Genomic DNA, 14,915 nt, shown 5'->3' with positions numbered 1-14,915 from the left:
AGCGCCCGGACCCTCTCCCCCTCGGTCCGGGCGCTTTCTTGTCTGGGCGCGGGGCCGGATGATCAGTTGTCGCCGAAAGCCCGGGCCGGCAGGCGGATGATCTGCGCCGCTATGGCCGCCAGGGGGGCGGGCAGCAGGCTTCCCGACGATTGAGCTTCGGCATTGAAGGCATGGTCGAGCGCACCGCTCGCCGCGAGTTGCATCAATGTTGTCGAGGCTGCGAAATCGGTGTGGCCGATCACGGTGCCGTCGCGCAACCCGGTCAGATCCAGAACGGCTATCCCGTGCGCGGTCAGCGCGTCCTGCTGGGCGCCGATTCCGATCCGGGCCAGACCACCGCCGCTGAGCGAGTCGGAGACGCGAAGGGCCTGGTCGCGGCCGGAGACCAGCACGGTCATGTTCTCCGGGCGTGGCTCGATCGCATCGAGTTGGCTGAAAAACACGTCAAAAGCGATGTCCGGCATGGCGAGAATGACCGGATCGATCTTGGCCAGCACCTCGCTGCGACCCTCAAGACTTAGCTGTCGCAACGCCTCCATCGTCACATGTGCCCCCATTGAGTGGGCGAGAATCGTGACCGAGATCGATGGACTATCTGCGACAGTCACCAGCAAGTCTGCCAGACCGTCCCGGGCAAACAGGGCGCTGTCCCGGTCCTGGAGATAGGCCGTCACCTGGCCTGCCGACGGCCAGGCATAATGAACCGCGACCGTGTTGACGCCGAAGTCATTGAGAATCTGGGCATTCAGATAGAGCCCGTCGGAAAATGGTGTGTTGAAGCCGTGCACGAATACCAGCACCTGCCGTTCGGTCAGAGGCAGGGCCGATAGCTGGCGGTCCAGATCATCATACCAGTCTGCGGAGCTCATACCCTCCTGATAGCCGGTCAGGCCGAATTCGCGTGACGGGTCCGGCTGGCGGGATGGATGATTGATCTCACCGGCGTGCCGGTTTGATGGCACCCAGACATCCGCCCGCGCGAAGGACAGGTCGCCACGCAGGCTTGAGAGGCGCAGGGCGGGATCCTCGCTGGGCACCCGGGTCGTGGCGATCAGGATCGTTTCGCTGCGTCCGTCTGCAGCCGACGTGTCGAGGATGGGCAGGCGGGCAGGGACATGCGTGCAGGCCGACAGGCCAGCCAGCACAGTCGCCAGGGCAATCAAGCGATACAGTCGGATCATGAATGAGGTCGCTCCGCCTAGTTGCAGGGATGGGGACAGGCTTTTGACTTGTCATGCCCTTCCACTGTCGGTCAATCCTGAAGCCTGATGGGCCGGACCAATGGCGTCGAGCCGCCTGCCCCGGGGCAACAGGCCGATCATGATCACGGTGCCGACCCAATGGTTCGCGCGGGTAATCATGGCCCGGCGGTTGACGACAGATTTCAGGAAAAATGGTGCGCCCACTAGGATTCGAACCTAGGACCCGCTGATTAAGAGTCAGCTGCTCTACCAACTGAGCTATAGGCGCGCCGGTTGGGAAGCGGCGGAAAATACGCGGACGCGGCGTAAAAGCAAGCCATTCCTTCGGCCGATTGCACATGCCTGCCATGCGTGGACGCTTGGCCGGCAAGCGGTGCCTGGATGGCGGGCGGAACCGGCGTGCCGGTTCTGCCACCCGCCGGCTATTCGACCTGGGCGCGACCGATCGTGCCCATGTCACTGCCGAACCAGATTTCGCCGGTAGCAGGCAGGTAGTGCATGTGCCGTACAACACCGCCGCCGGATGGGATGCCGGTGACGGAGAAGAAGGTTTCGCTGGCCGGGTCAAAGCCGACAAACCAGTTCGGGTCGACGCCGGTTTCCACGAACCAGACCCGGTCCTGGCCATCAACGGCAAGGGCATATGGGCGGGCATTGGCGCCCGACGGCATGGCCCACTCGGTCACCGACCCGTCGGCCGGATCCAGCACGCCAAGATAGCCATCCGCATAATCGCCATACCAGATGCGCCCGTCCGAGGTGATGTCGAGACGGCGCGGCCGGGCCGTGTCGCGGGGCAGGTCATGCTCGGTCAGGACCATGGTTTGCGGATCGACGGATGCCAGTTTGTGGGTGCCGAACAGGGCGACCCAGATGGTGCCGTCCGGAGCCAGTTTGATGCCATAGGCGCGGGCGCCTGGCGTCGGCACCATCACCGTGTCGAGCTGGCGCGTTTCCATGTTGAGACGGCTGACCGAATTGCTGCGCTGGCTGGTGAACCAGATATTGCCGTTGCCATCGAAGATCTGTGTGTGCGGATCGGCGACCGTGTCGGGCGGCGTCTCGACATAGTCGAATGTGCCGTCGGCCGGGTCATAGATCCCGATATGGGCATCACGATTGCCGGCATACCAGATGCGCCCGTCCGGATTGACGATCAGATTGTGCGGGCCGGCGCCCTCGCGAAGATCGGTACGGGTCATCTCGCCGGTCGCGACATCAAGGCGGCCGATATAGGAATTGGCCTGGCCGACGAACCAGACCGTTTCACCATCCAGCGTGTAGGGGTCACGCGGCCGACCTTCCCACTGAACATCCCATTCCTGGATGTCGACGGCATTTCGTTCGGGGCTCGTTTCCGGCGGCGCGACGCCGTCGGCGGGGCGGGTGTCTTCGTGGCTGACCGGCGCCGGGGCCCGGCTGTCGGAGACCGGCTCGATGGCGGAATCCTCAGGCGCCGAACAGGCTGCGAGCAACGCGCAGGCCGCGCTGGCTGCCATCAGGTGAAAGCGGATTGAAGCGTGTGACATGGTGGGCCTCCCTCGGCGCGAAATTATCGCGCCGAGGGTCAACCTTCAAGCGTATTCCCGCCCCGGGACTACCAGTGGCGACGGTTGCCGCGCAGGTACCGGATCAGGCGCGTGGACCCCCGGACCGTGTAGGTTCTGCCATGGCGGTCACGGCACACCCGAACACTGACGATGGCGGGGTGGCCGCGAAAACGGGAGCGCTGGCTTTCACTCCAGCAGCGTGACTGGTGGCGGCGATTGTCACGATAATCATGACGGCCCCGGCGATAGTCGCGATAGTCGTGCCGGCCACGACCGCGGTCATTATAGTCCCGGCGCCCACCGCGACGGTCGCTATAGCCGCGATTTGACCCGCGGCGGTCGCGGTAATGGTCGCGCTGCCGGTGCTGGCGTCGTTGCAGGCGTTTCTCGCCGGCCTCGGCAACCTTCTCAGGAGCCTGGGCGGGAGCCGGCGCGCTCGACGATGTTGCGGCGGCAAGTCCACCTGCGCTGATCGCCAGGGCGAGGCCGCAGGCGATGGTTCTGACCGTTCTGAACATGTGATCCTCCCGATTTTGCGTGACAAATCTGTCATTTCGCGCCTGACGGGAATGTGAACGTCCTATTCACCAAGATGAGCGAAAGGCCTTTGCCGGCAGGTGTTTTAAGGGCGCTGTTAAGGCTCGGGCGCTAGGACAGACGCATGATTGCCGCCATGAAACCTCTCGCCACACCCGTTTTCGATGACGCGCACCTGGCCCGATACACGGGCGGTGATGCGGCCCTTCGCGATGAGTTGCTGTCGCTGATGTGCGACCAGGCGCGGCGCTGTCTGGCGATCATGGACAGCCCGCCGGACCCCGCCAGCTGGCGTGCGGCCTGTCACACGCTCAAAGGTGCTGCGCGCGGCGTCGGGGCCTTCGCCCTTGCCGAGATATGTGACGAGGCGGAAGTCCAGTCGGCGGCCGCCTGGGCCGGGGCACGGCTGGCGGTGGAGCGTGCGTTCCGGGAAACGGAACGGGCGTTTGGAACCGTCGACTGATCAGTCGGTGCGTGTCGCATCCCAGACGCTGAACTCATAGGCAATCGAGCGTTCAACCAGTTCGCGCCAGACCGGTTCGGCGATCTCTACCGCGAGGCCGTGGGATTTTGCGGCCGCGCTCACCTTCGAGATCACATCATTGATCCGCCACTCGTCGCGGACGACCTCGCGGCTTGGCTTGATGCGGGCTGCCGCTTCCATGTAGCGCGCCCGCTGCGCCACCAGGGCAACCAGTTCACGGTCCAGCGCATCGACGCCGGCACGGACCTCCTGCATGGTCTGGCAGTCTTCAGCCGGGGTAATGCCGGAAGGGGGTGTCGTGGTCATGGGCAATGGAACCTGTGCTCGTTTGTCCCCTTATAGGCGGGCTGACAGCGACGCCCAAGCGGCGGACTGTCACAGTCCTGGCAACCGGTGCAGCCTTGCCGTGGCAGGCGGCTGCGCGTGGTCCTTTTTCACCACTCGATCTTGCCCGCAGCGGCGCTATGCTGTGACGACACGCACAGGAGTCGCGACATGACCGAGCCAGTACGCATCTATGGTGACCGCCGCAGCGGCAATTGCCTGAAAGTGAAATGGACGGCCGACCACCTGGGCATTGCCTATGACTGGCACGAGGTTGATGTGGTGAAGGGGGAAACCCGGACCGAGGACTTCCTGGCCATCAATCCGGCCGGACAGGTCCCGTGCCTCGAGCGTGAGGATGGTCGCATCCTGGCCCAGTCCAATGCCATCATCTTCCACTTGGCCAACGGCTCGGAACTGGTTCCCGCCGACCCGTTCGACAAGGCCAAGATGCTGGAATGGATGTTCTGGGAACAGTACAGCCACGAGCCCTATATTGCCGTGCGCCGCTTTCAGCGGGCCTTCCAGCACATGCCGGACGAGGCCATTGACCCGCAGCTCATGGCCAAGGGACGCCGGGCACTTGGCGTGATGGAAATGCGCCTCCTGTCACGGGACTTCATCGTTGGCGATCAGCTGTCGCTGGCCGATATCGCCCTGGTCGCCTACACGCGGGTGGCCGATGAGGGTGGATTCGACCTCGACGAATTCCTCGGCGTGAGGGGCTGGGTCGCGCGGGTCGAGAACGAGCTCGACCTCGATCATGATGAGGGGCGGGTGACTGTGCTGGCCTAGCCGGTCCTTCAACCATTGACGCCTCAGCCCGGAACCGGCACCCACTGGATTTCGTAGACCGTGCCCGCATTGAGGGTCTCGAGCGGCGGCAGCTCGCCGTCGGGACCGGCGTGATCGACGCGGATCCAGTAGGTCAGCCCGGTCGGTCTTTCATCCTGGCAGACGACGTCGCCGGAACGTTCTTCAACTCCGGGAAAGCACAAGTCGGGGTCGAGATCGACCGCACCGGCCAGCATGCCGACATCCAGCGCCGACTGGACCAGTTCGGCCACCCGGACCGTGACGGCCAATAGCTGCTCGCCATCACCGTCAATGACCAATTCGACCGGTGCAGCATCCGTGCGGCGGGCTTCATAGATCAGATAGGTCTCGCCCTCGGCCGAGGCCTGACCGGGGTTGACAGTGAAACCGACCAGCGCCTCTGCAAGCGCGTCCTGTCTGAAGGGGGTATCGGCGGTGATCGGGCCGAGCCGGTCGGGATTGGCGGTCCACAACGCGGCATCGTCAGTTTGGCTGGCGTTTGAACAGGATGCGACCAGCGCAAGGCTGGCAGTGAGGGTGGCCAGGGTGATCGCGCGGGACAATGGCAGCATGGGCAGTCCTTCCATTCAGGCGCCCTGACTAGCGCGCCAATTCCTTCATCGCCGCATCGACGCCTTCAAGCGTCAGCGGGAACATGCGGTCGGCGCCGATAATGTCCTGGACGAGGCGGGTGGAGTAGGAGTGCTCCCACCATTTTTCCGGTGTCGGATTGATCCAGATCAGGTGCGGCCAGGTGTCGGCAATGCGTTGCAGCCAGACCGCGCCGGCCTCTTCATTCCAGTGCTCGACCGAGCCGCCATCATGGGTGATCTCATAAGGCGCCATGGCGGCATCACCGACCAGGATGACCTTCCAGTCGGCCGGGTATTTGTGCATCACATCCAGGGTCGGCACGGTCTCGGTGCGGCGGCGCAGATTTGACCGCCACACGCCCTCATAGGGGCAGTTGTGGAAGTAATAGTATTCCAGATTCTTGAAGGTCGAGCGCGCGGCGGAGAAGAGCTCCTCGCACAGGCGGATATGCGGATCCATTGAGCCGCCAACATCGAACAGGGCCAGCACCTTGATGGCGTTGCGGCGTTCCGGTCGCATGACCACATCGAGCCAGCCCTGCTTGGCGGTGGCGTCGATGGTCTCGCCCAGATCCAGCTCCTCGCGGGCACCATCGCGGGCAAATTTGCGCAGGCGGCGCAGGGCGACTTTCAGATTGCGCGTGCCCAGTTCGCGCTCGCCATCAAGATCCTTGTAGCGGCGCTGTTCCCAGACCTTGGCGGCGCGCTTGTTCTGGCTTTCTCCGCCAATACGCACGCCGGACGGGTTAAAGCCGGAATGCCCGAAGGGCGAGGTGCCGCCGGTGCCGATCCATTTATTGCCGCCCTCATGGCGCTTTTCCTGCTCCTCGAGGCGCTTCTTGAGGGTTTCCATCAGCTCGTCAAAGGGCAGGGCCTTGAGCTCGGCCATTTCCTCTTCCGTCAGCATGCGTTTCATCATCGCCTTCAGCCATTCGTCCGGGATGTCCTTGTCCTCGAACATCTGGGAGAGCATTTCCACGCCCTTGAAGACGTGGCCGAAGACCATGTCGAACTTGTCGAAATCCTTCTCGTCCTTCACCAGCGCGGCGCGGCTGACCGAGTAGAAATGCTTGATTTCCGGCTCGATGACGCCCTTGTCGAGGGCTTCCAGCAAGGTCAGGTATTCCCGCGTGGTCACGGGGATCTTGGCGGCGCGGAGTTCTGTGAAGAAGTGATGCAGCATGGTGGTAATCTAGCGGGGTTCGCGCGGCAGGGAAGGGCGGGGGTGTGTCGCGGATTGCCGTCATCCGTAAATGTCGGACCTGTTTCCGCGCCGGGCGCTGGAGACCGAACGGCCTTGCGGCTTGGGGCGCGCGCCGGCAGGTGGTGTGACCACGTCAGCCGTCCTTTCTCCCCACGGAAAACGGCCCCGCCCATGGGGCGAGGCCGCTCAGCCGCAATGAAGTTCGTGATCCGACTAGAAGTCGTATCCGATCTCCAACCCCCAAACCCGCGGCGCCGAGATGGACGCGAACGCTGTACCCAGCGTACTCGCCGTGATGTTGTTGACGCCGCCGACATACTGGTTGTCGAAGACGTTGTTGACGAAGGCGCTGACGGTCAGATCGCCGTTCGGTGCCGTCCAACGGGCCCGCAGATCGGTGCGGTTGCGGGCTTCGCCGGTGGCAAAGGCGGTGTAGCCGCCACAGGTGCCCTGAAGGACGGACTGGCTGTTGCACCGGCTCTCGCCGCGATATGCATGATTGGCCTGCAGGGTCAGATCGCTGCCGCCGTCCAGATCAATGACATAGTCGGCGCCGAAGGCGACATTCCAGTACGGCTCGCCGGTCGGCTCACCGGCCAGGTCGGCGCCATTGCTGTCAACGCGGCGCTTGTGGGTGGAGTCCAGCCACTGGGCATTGCCGCGCAGGCGCAATGCGTCAGACGCCTGCCAATCCAGTTCGATATCGACACCGATGGCTTCGTCATCCGAGGTCTGCACCAGGTATTGCGGCACCCCGCCACCGGTCGGAACGACGAGGCGGATCGACTGCTTGTCCTCGTAGACATAGGAGAAGGCCGACATGTTGAAGACGAGATCGGGGTTCAGGAAGTCTGACTTGAAGCCGAATTCCCAGCTGGTCACGGTCTCGTTCTCGAAGCGCGAACCGACCTCGACCGAGTTGTAGCCGCCGGCCTTGTAGCCTTCACTGAACGAGCCATAGATCATGACATTGTCGGTCAGCTGATAGTCGACGACGACGCGCGGGCTGAGATTGTTCCAACTGTCTTCCATCACGCAGGCGACGCCTTCGGCAACATTGACGCCATTATCGCAGGCCACGCCGGCGAGCGGGGCGAGGTCAAAGACGAAATCGAACAGGAAGTCTGCCGGGGAGGCACCGGCCAGCGCCAGGATGCCGGCCCCGTCGAGAGCGGCGAGCGTCTGGTCGAGACTGTCAGCCTGCCGACCGCCATTGATCCACTGGAAGCTCTTTTCGTCCTCGGTATAGCGCAGGCCGACTGACACATTAAGGCGGTCGGTGGCTGACCAGATCATGTCGGCATAGACCGCGCGGGCGGTGAACTCGCCCTGATTGCTCATTGTCTCCTGCCAGGAGTGACCGAGCATGCTGAACGGCAGGCCAAACGGGACCAGGAGGCCGTATTCCAGATCGGTGAAGGGCGTGCCGGCGCCGACATTGCCGAGCACCGTGTTGACGGTATCGGTGAAGGTGAAGGTTTCGGACGCCTGGATCGCGGTCTCGTCGTAATAACTCGCGCCGACCAGCCAATCGACCGTGCCGGTCGTGCCGGCCAGGCGGAATTCCTGATAGAAGGCTTCATTGTCCTCGACATTATTGGTGTCGAAATAGGTGTCGATCCGGTTGGTGCCGTCCTCGTCCTCGCGATTCATCGTGTCGAATTCGCGATAGGAGGTCAGCGAGGTCAGCGTCATGTCGCCGATGTCCTGACGGACGGTGAGTGTCGTTTCGGCGAGATTGCGGGCTTCGCGGTTGAACACGACATCATTGCGGACAGGTGCGTTGAACGGGTCGAGGAATGCCGTGGTGTCGACGGGAAGCGGCGGCGTGCCCGGGAAGGCGGGAATCTCGACAATGCCGATTGCCGGACGCGCGTCCTGGTCGATCGTGTCCCGGCTGTGGCGAAGCAGGATCTCGGTCGACGGTGTCGCATTCCAGCGCACGGTGAAACGGTCGGCGGAGGAGTCCTCGCGGCGATAGTCTTCACCGGTCACCGCGTCGGTCAGCCAGCCATCAGCCTTGTTGCTCAGGAAGTTGGCGCGAATGGCGAGCGTGTCCGTGATCGGCAGGTTGAGCATCGCCTCCGTGCGCATGCGGTTATGGCTGCCGATGCGCACGGCGACACGCCCTTCCAGCTCGTCGCTGGGTTCGCGGGTGATGATCGAGACCGCGCCAGCAGCCGAGTTGCGGCCGAAGAGGGTGCCCTGCGGTCCTTTCAGGACCTCGATGCGCTCGATATCGTTGAAAGCCAGCAGCGAGGCGCCCGAGCGCGCTGCATAGATCCCGTCAACATAGATGCCGACCGCCGGATCGGTGCCGACGCCGAAATCGCTGGTGGTGATGCCGCGGATCGAATAGCGCGGCTGCGTCGGGCTGCCGTTGGAGACATCGAGACCCGGCACGAAGGCTTCCAGGTCACCCATATCGTCAGCCGCGACCGCGTCGATGAATTCGCTGTCCAGGACCTGCAACGAGATCGGCACATCCTGCGACGACTGGGCACGCTGCTGTGCTGTGACGACAATAACGTCATCCGGCGTCTCGTCGCTCTGCGCCAGGGCAGGCGCCGCAGCGATACAGGCGACAGTCGATGCGAGCAGATAGCGCAAGCTGTGGCGCTTGGCTGACGTGTTGGGTTTCATGGTTCCTCCGCTGGGCAACTGGCCCGATTTCCCGATCCGGCGCGTCATCTTGTTTGCGCGCTCTGCCGGGACTCCCCCTTTGATATATCCGATCGGACATTCCAATAAACGAAACAGAATTTTTTTCAGTTATTCAAGCGGCGAACGGCGCGTGACGCGCTATGCTGTCCATGAGACGCAAATTGGTCACACTTGCCTAACGGCGCAGGTGTGCCAAATTGCGGTGCAATATCAATGAGGCAGACAGTGAACGAGCGGGCTCCGACAGAAAATGTTGATCTTGGGAGACGCGCTGCCCCCCGGCAGAAGCGGTCGCAGGAACGAATCAACACGATCGTCGCCGCCACCAAGTATCTGCTCGAAAATGACGGTGCCGACGCGATTACGACCTCAAGTGTCGCAGCCCAGGCGGGTGTCCCGGTCAGTTCGGTCTATCGATATTTCCCGAATATCTACGCCCTTCACTGCACCATTCTCGACGAGTTCATGCTCGAGGCCGAAGCGATCATTTCGACCATCCTCGAGGACCCGGAGGAGCAGGACTGGCGGATCAGCATTTTTGGCATGCTGAACGGGTTGCGCCAACTGGTCGCCGGTAATCCGTCCTATGGTGCTGTCTTCCAGCTGACCCTGACGACGCCGGAATTGCGGGTTGTCCGCGAGCGCTGGAACCTCCGTTTGGCGGCCGTCCTGTCACATCGCTGGCACAAGGGCATGGACGGTTTCCATGATGGCGACCCGGAAGTCGTCGCCCGGCTGACGGTCGAGTTTTATTGCGCGGCCGAGGTGTTGATTTTTGCCACCCGTGACCGACCGGAGCAGGCCGAGACCTATTTCAATGAAACCCTGATGGCCCTGCAGCGCTATCTGGCGCCCTATCTGGACTGATCAGCCGCAATCGCCGGGCAGGCTTTCGATCCAGGCGCGGATCAGTTCGATGCCTTCGACATGATTGGTCGAGCGCCCGACCTCCGGCATCATCTGGTCCGGCTCAACATTATCGAGGCGGAACAGCAGGATCGACTCGTCCGGACGCCCCGGGAAGATGTCGAACCGACGGTCCCCGGTGCCTGACCCGGCCGCGATCGGCAATTTGCAGATGCCCAGTGCCGGGCCGTGCGCGATATCCGGTTGAAGGTTCAGCCCGGACGTATCGGCCGGTCCCACCGGGCTGTGGCAGTGTGAGCAATTGGCATCGAGATAGGCGCGGGCCCTCGCTTCCAGGCTCGCTTCCAGGTCTTCCCAGTCCGCATTGCGCGGCGCGTCGGCAGGCACGGGCGCGCCGGTGAGGTAGCCGACCTCGGTCAGATATTCGAGCTGATTTGCGGTGCCGTCCGGATAGTCGAAGTCGCGGTTCAGATGGCGCGGTTTCGGACCGATCGGAGCGATCTGGCGGGTATTTGAGTCCGGGGCATGGCAGCTGGCGCACTGGTTCACATCCGGCATGACATAATTGAAAGTCGAAGCGCCGCCATCGGCCTCGGCTACAGTCATCGGCACGACGTCGCCATAGCGCAGGAGCACGGCCTCTGTCTGGTCATCATTCCAGCGATAGGGAAGGGCCTCCCAGCCGGCTTCACGGTGAACCAGGATGCGGGTCTCGATCAGTTGCACACGGGACAGGTCCAGGCTGCCGTCGGCGCGGGTCAGGCTGTGGCCATCGCCGCGGGTGACCTGGCCGGGCGTGTCAGCAAGGGGATAGTAGAAAGTCTTGGTGATGACGGTGCCGACCGGGAAGTCGAGCGTGTCATTCTCGCGGTAGGCTGCGGTTTCGCCGCTTGGCATCCAGATGGTCCGGAGCTTCAGCGCATAGTCGGTGAAGAGCGGTGTGTTGAGGTCGTAGGGCACGACCCCGTCGGCCAATTGCAGGTCGCCGGCGACAATACCCAGCTGCCCCCATTCGGAGAGCAGCCGGGGATTGTCTTCGCTATGGAATTGCGCCGTTGGTGCGTTCGGTGAACAGGCCGCGAGAGCGGCGGCGGCGATCAGTATCAGTCCACGAAACACGGTCACGACAAATCCCGGTATTGCTTAGTCGGCGAAGGCGAGTTCGACGGCGCTCAGGCTGTCGAGGCTGCAACGGAAGTCTTCGGTATCGACGCTCGGCGAGGCATAGCCATTCGGACCGTCGGCATTGAGTACGTCGACAGGATCGCTGACACAGATCCGCAGGGCGTCGGGCAGAGCGCCGTCGACCAGCTTGGCATCGTCGACAAAACCGTCAAACAACACGTCCGGCAGGGCGCCATTGAGACCGAACATGGCGATCTTCAGCGCGGTCAGGTCGAGACCGTCCGGCGAGGTGCCGCCACCGGAATAGGTGTTGTCATGGATCCAGATCGATTCCGGATAGGGATCGAAATCGGTCTGCACCGAGTAATCGGAATACCCGGTCGAGTGCAGGCTGGAGATGATGATGTTGGCGGTGTCGTTGTCGGAGATCCGGTTGTTGAAGATCTCGACCTGGTCGTTCGAGTTGATGACCACGCCCGAACCGGCCGGGACGCTGGCGACCGGGGTGCCGGCATGGCCGAAATTCTCGGTATTGTTGGCGAAGATGTCATTGTCGTAGACGCGGGTGTGATAGCCCGGCTGCGGCAGGTTCGGCATGTTGAAGACGAGGATGCCGCCGGTATTGTTGGTGGCGGTGTTGCCGTAGACGTCGGCGCCGATGCAGTTCTCGATCTCGATGCCGGCGACATTGTATTCGGCCCGGCTGTTGCGGACGATCACATTGCGCGACTGGCCGACATAGATGCCGGCATCCGAGGCGCCGATCGCAACCGTGTCTTCGACCAGCACATTGGTGGTCTGCACCGGATAGATGCCATAGGCACCGTTCTCGGTGGCATAGCCATTGGTCCACTCGACGCGGACGCCGCGGATGATGATGTTCTCGCCGCCATTCACCTTCAGCCCGTCACCGATCGTGTCTTCAATGGCGAGGTTTTCGAGGGTGAAGTCATTGGCGGTGACGATCAGGCCTTCTGCTCCGGCGATCTGGTCCTGGAAGCTCAGAATGGTCTCGTCCATGCCGGCGCCGCGGATCGTCACGCCATCAATATTGAGGCTCAGCGAACGGTCGAAGCTGTACACGCCTGCCGGGATCTCGATCACGTCACCCGGCTGGGCATCGATCAATTGCTCCATCAGGGTCGCCTGATAATCGACATTGGCCTCAGCGAGGTCGCGTGACGTGTCGCTATTGCCGCAGGCGGTCAGAACCAGCGCGGATGCCCCGATCATCAGATACTTGAATGTCTTCATCTTGCTCTCCCCGGCGTCTCGCCGCCCATGACTTTTGGTTCGGCATTCGCCGATCGCTTCTCCTAGCAAATTTTCACATTCAATGCGCAGATACAATCAGAAACAGAAACAGTTTCTGTTTCTTTGACAGTTAACGGGGCGCGTCGGGTCATCCCTGATTGAGTTGTCAGGGTGCCAATCGCTCCAGAGCCTCGATATCCGCCTTCATCAAGGCGTCTGACGCCGCGCGGATCGCCTCGACCGGCCAGTCCCACCAGGCCAGCGCCAGAACGCGCTCGACATCGGCGTCGGGCAGGCGTTGGCGGATCACCTGTCCGGGATTTCCGCCGACAATGGTGTAGGGCGCGACATCGCGGGTGATCACGGACTTGGCGGCGATGATGGCGCCGTGGCCAATGGTGACACCGGGCATGATCACCGCGTCCCAGCCGATCCACACATCATGGCCGATCGTGATCCCGCCCTTGTTCGGCCAGGGACCGGGATCGGGCTCACCCCAGCAACCGAAGATCGGGAAGGGATAGCTCGACAGCCGGTCGGCAAAATGATTGCCGCCATTGAGCACAAAGCTGGCATCCGCCGCGATCGAACAGAATCTGCCGATTTCCAGACGGTCCTCGATGAAATCAAAGGCGTATTTTAGCTGCGTCTCGGCAAAACGGGCCGGGTCATCGAAGGAATGGATATAGCTGTAATCGCCGGCCGAGACCTTGGGATGATCGGCGACCAGCGGTTTGAGATAGGCCATCGATGCCGCGGCCGGCATGGGGGCCGGATTCATCGGGTTGAGAGCAGGGTGATCAAACGCAGGCGTGTTGGAAGAAGCAGTCATGAACAGACTCCGGGCAAGAGGTGGATTTCGTATCGTCGAAATGCGCCCCCGGTCTCCCGGTCAGGCGCGGACTAGCCGGACATGTTCATTTGAGCGCTCTCCTGCGTTGGACGTGTTTTATAGCGGCCATCCGGTCCGCGTTCCACCGTCATTCCACGGTGGCTGCGCAGCAGGCATCCGGGGGACCTTTGCTTCCCCGTCAGACGGGTAGGTGAGGTCCCCCGGATCACGACGTGGTCGTGACCGTGGGATGACGGTGAAGATGGGGCACGAAAATCGGTGTCGAAAAAAGCAGGGCACCCACCATTTTTCCCGGACGCGCGTGAGCGCGATCCGGGACCTACGGGAGACTCATTGCTTGCCGGTCAGGCCCGTCGGTCCCGGCTCTGCGCCCCGCTGTTGCGGGGCTTCGGCCGGGAAAAATGGGGTAGGCGTCCGCAGGTTTTACCTAAGCCGCGCCCGGCCCGCGTGGACCGTCACCCGGCCCACCCGGACGCCGCACCATGAAGGACAGCTTTTCGAACAGCATGACGTCCTGCTCGTTTTTCAGCAGGGCACCGTGCAGCGGCGGGATCAGCTTGCGCGGGTCGCGTTCGGCCAGGACGGAGGCATCGATATCTTCGACGAGGAGGAGTTTCAGCCAGTCCAGGAGTTCCGAGGTCGAGGGCTTCTTCTTGACGCCGGGCACATCGCGGATCTGGTAGAAGAGGGTCAGCGCTTCTGACAGCAGGCGGCCCTTGAGGCCGGGATAATGGACCTCGACGATCTTGCGCATGGTCGCTTCGTCGGGGAAGGCGATGAAGTGGAAGAAGCAGCGGCGCAGGAAGGCGTCGGGCAGTTCTTTTTCATTGTTCGAGGTGATGATGATGACCGGCCGATTGGCTGCCTTGATGGTCTCGCCGGTCTCGTAGACGTGGAATTCCATCCGGTCGAGCTCCTGCAGGAGGTCGTTGGGGAATTCGATATCGGCCTTGTCGATCTCGTCGATCAGAAGGACAGAGCGCTCGGGGGCGGCGAAGGCCTCCCACAGCTTGCCCTTGCGGATGTAGTTGTTGATGTCGTGGACGCGGTCATCGCCGAGCTGGCTGTCGCGCAGGCGCGCGACGGCGTCATACTCGTACAGCCCCTGGCGGGCCTTGGTCGTTGATTTGACGTGCCATTCTATCAGCGGCATGCCCATCGCCTGGGCGACCTGCTTGGCCAGCTCTGTCTTGCCCGTACCCGGCTCACCCTTGACGAGGAGCGGGCGCTCGAGAGCCACCGCGGCGTTGACCGCGGCGCTCAGTTCTCCATCAGCGACATACTGATCTGTACCTTCAAAGCGCATGGCCATGATGTAGCGCGATTTTGTCGCATCGCTCCAGTGTCGAACACCGGCAAATCTGAATTGGCGCCCAACATCCTGTGATTAAGCTTCTGTAAAGGTGAATCTTGGCGTTTGTTGCACAGTTGTACAAAAGGTT

Annotated in this window: 14 protein-coding genes and 1 tRNA gene; 3 read left to right on the top strand and 12 right to left on the bottom strand. The window is 62.5% G+C overall.

Annotated features, from left to right (window positions below; all coding sequences use genetic code 11):
* Window positions 1-62 precede the first annotated feature (62 nt).
* The 4 genes from MMAR10_RS10335 to MMAR10_RS10320 form a co-directional block, all read right to left on the bottom strand.
* Window positions 63-1,181, bottom strand: coding sequence for an alpha/beta hydrolase (locus MMAR10_RS10335; RefSeq protein ID WP_011643927.1), 1,119 nt, complete (start codon window positions 1,179-1,181; stop codon window positions 63-65).
* A gap of 213 nt (window positions 1,182-1,394) precedes the next feature.
* Window positions 1,395-1,470: transfer RNA gene (locus MMAR10_RS10330), tRNA-Lys, on the bottom strand.
* A gap of 154 nt (window positions 1,471-1,624) precedes the next feature.
* Window positions 1,625-2,731: a streptogramin lyase gluconolactonase family gene (locus tag MMAR10_RS10325; protein ID WP_011643926.1), complete on the bottom strand. Its 1,107-nt coding sequence runs from the start codon at window positions 2,729-2,731 to the stop codon at window positions 1,625-1,627.
* Window positions 2,732-2,799: 68 nt separating this feature from the next.
* Window positions 2,800-3,270: a hypothetical protein gene (locus tag MMAR10_RS10320; protein WP_011643925.1), complete on the bottom strand. Its 471-nt coding sequence runs from the start codon at window positions 3,268-3,270 to the stop codon at window positions 2,800-2,802.
* Window positions 3,271-3,413: 143 nt separating this feature from the next.
* Here MMAR10_RS10320 and MMAR10_RS16265 point away from each other — a divergent pair, with 143 nt between their 5' ends.
* The gene (locus MMAR10_RS16265; protein ID WP_011643924.1) at window positions 3,414-3,752 is read left to right on the top strand and encodes an Hpt domain-containing protein; all 339 of its coding nucleotides are present in this window, start codon (window positions 3,414-3,416) and stop codon (window positions 3,750-3,752) included.
* On the opposite strand, the gene MMAR10_RS10310 is transcribed toward MMAR10_RS16265, so the two are convergent.
* Window positions 3,753-4,079, bottom strand: a complete 327-nt coding sequence (locus MMAR10_RS10310) for a chorismate mutase (protein WP_011643923.1) — start codon at window positions 4,077-4,079, stop codon at window positions 3,753-3,755.
* 189 nt (window positions 4,080-4,268) lie between these two features.
* Between MMAR10_RS10310 and MMAR10_RS10305 the strand changes: the two genes are divergently transcribed.
* The gene (locus MMAR10_RS10305; RefSeq protein ID WP_011643922.1) at window positions 4,269-4,892 is read left to right on the top strand and encodes a glutathione S-transferase family protein; all 624 of its coding nucleotides are present in this window, start codon (window positions 4,269-4,271) and stop codon (window positions 4,890-4,892) included.
* Between the two features lie 23 nt (window positions 4,893-4,915).
* Here the strand turns inward: MMAR10_RS10305 and MMAR10_RS10300 are convergent, their stop codons facing one another.
* The 3 genes from MMAR10_RS10300 to MMAR10_RS10290 all read right to left on the bottom strand — a co-directional run bounded on the left by MMAR10_RS10300 (window position 4,916) and on the right by MMAR10_RS10290 (window position 9,353).
* Window positions 4,916-5,485 carry a DUF1131 family protein gene (locus MMAR10_RS10300; RefSeq protein ID WP_190273913.1) on the bottom strand — a complete coding sequence of 190 codons (570 nt, stop codon included), beginning with the start codon at window positions 5,483-5,485 and terminating at the stop codon, window positions 4,916-4,918.
* A gap of 28 nt (window positions 5,486-5,513) precedes the next feature.
* A complete protein-coding gene (locus tag MMAR10_RS10295) occupies window positions 5,514-6,689 on the bottom strand; it encodes a vWA domain-containing protein (protein ID WP_011643920.1) in 1,176 nt (391 codons plus the stop codon).
* Window positions 6,690-6,923: 234 nt separating this feature from the next.
* Entirely contained in the window at window positions 6,924-9,353 is a 2,430-nt protein-coding gene (locus MMAR10_RS10290) for a TonB-dependent receptor (RefSeq protein ID WP_011643919.1), read from the bottom strand.
* Between the two features lie 234 nt (window positions 9,354-9,587).
* Here MMAR10_RS10290 and MMAR10_RS16260 point away from each other — a divergent pair, with 234 nt between their 5' ends.
* Complete coding sequence (locus MMAR10_RS16260; RefSeq protein WP_011643918.1) at window positions 9,588-10,241, top strand: TetR/AcrR family transcriptional regulator; 654 nt, start codon at window positions 9,588-9,590, stop codon at window positions 10,239-10,241.
* Here the strand turns inward: MMAR10_RS16260 and MMAR10_RS10280 are convergent, their stop codons facing one another.
* From MMAR10_RS10280 to MMAR10_RS10265, 4 genes are all read right to left on the bottom strand, one after another.
* Window positions 10,242-11,366: an SO2930 family diheme c-type cytochrome gene (locus MMAR10_RS10280; protein WP_011643917.1), complete on the bottom strand. Its 1,125-nt coding sequence runs from the start codon at window positions 11,364-11,366 to the stop codon at window positions 10,242-10,244.
* Between the two features lie 18 nt (window positions 11,367-11,384).
* A complete protein-coding gene (locus MMAR10_RS10275; RefSeq protein WP_011643916.1) occupies window positions 11,385-12,620 on the bottom strand; it encodes a parallel beta-helix domain-containing protein in 1,236 nt (411 codons plus the stop codon).
* A gap of 166 nt (window positions 12,621-12,786) precedes the next feature.
* Window positions 12,787-13,452 (bottom strand): CatB-related O-acetyltransferase, encoded by a 666-nt coding sequence (locus MMAR10_RS10270; RefSeq protein WP_011643915.1) that lies wholly within the window; start codon window positions 13,450-13,452, stop codon window positions 12,787-12,789.
* Window positions 13,453-13,900: 448 nt separating this feature from the next.
* Window positions 13,901-14,779 (bottom strand): AAA family ATPase, encoded by an 879-nt coding sequence (locus MMAR10_RS10265; protein WP_049755801.1) that lies wholly within the window; start codon window positions 14,777-14,779, stop codon window positions 13,901-13,903.
* Window positions 14,780-14,915: the final 136 nt, after the last annotated feature.

The organism is Maricaulis maris MCS10, from assembly GCF_000014745.1.
GTDB lineage: Bacteria > Pseudomonadota > Alphaproteobacteria > Caulobacterales > Maricaulaceae > Maricaulis > Maricaulis maris_A.
Note: the sequence above shows the minus strand (reverse complement) of the source record. Positions and strands in the feature narration are given on the sequence as shown.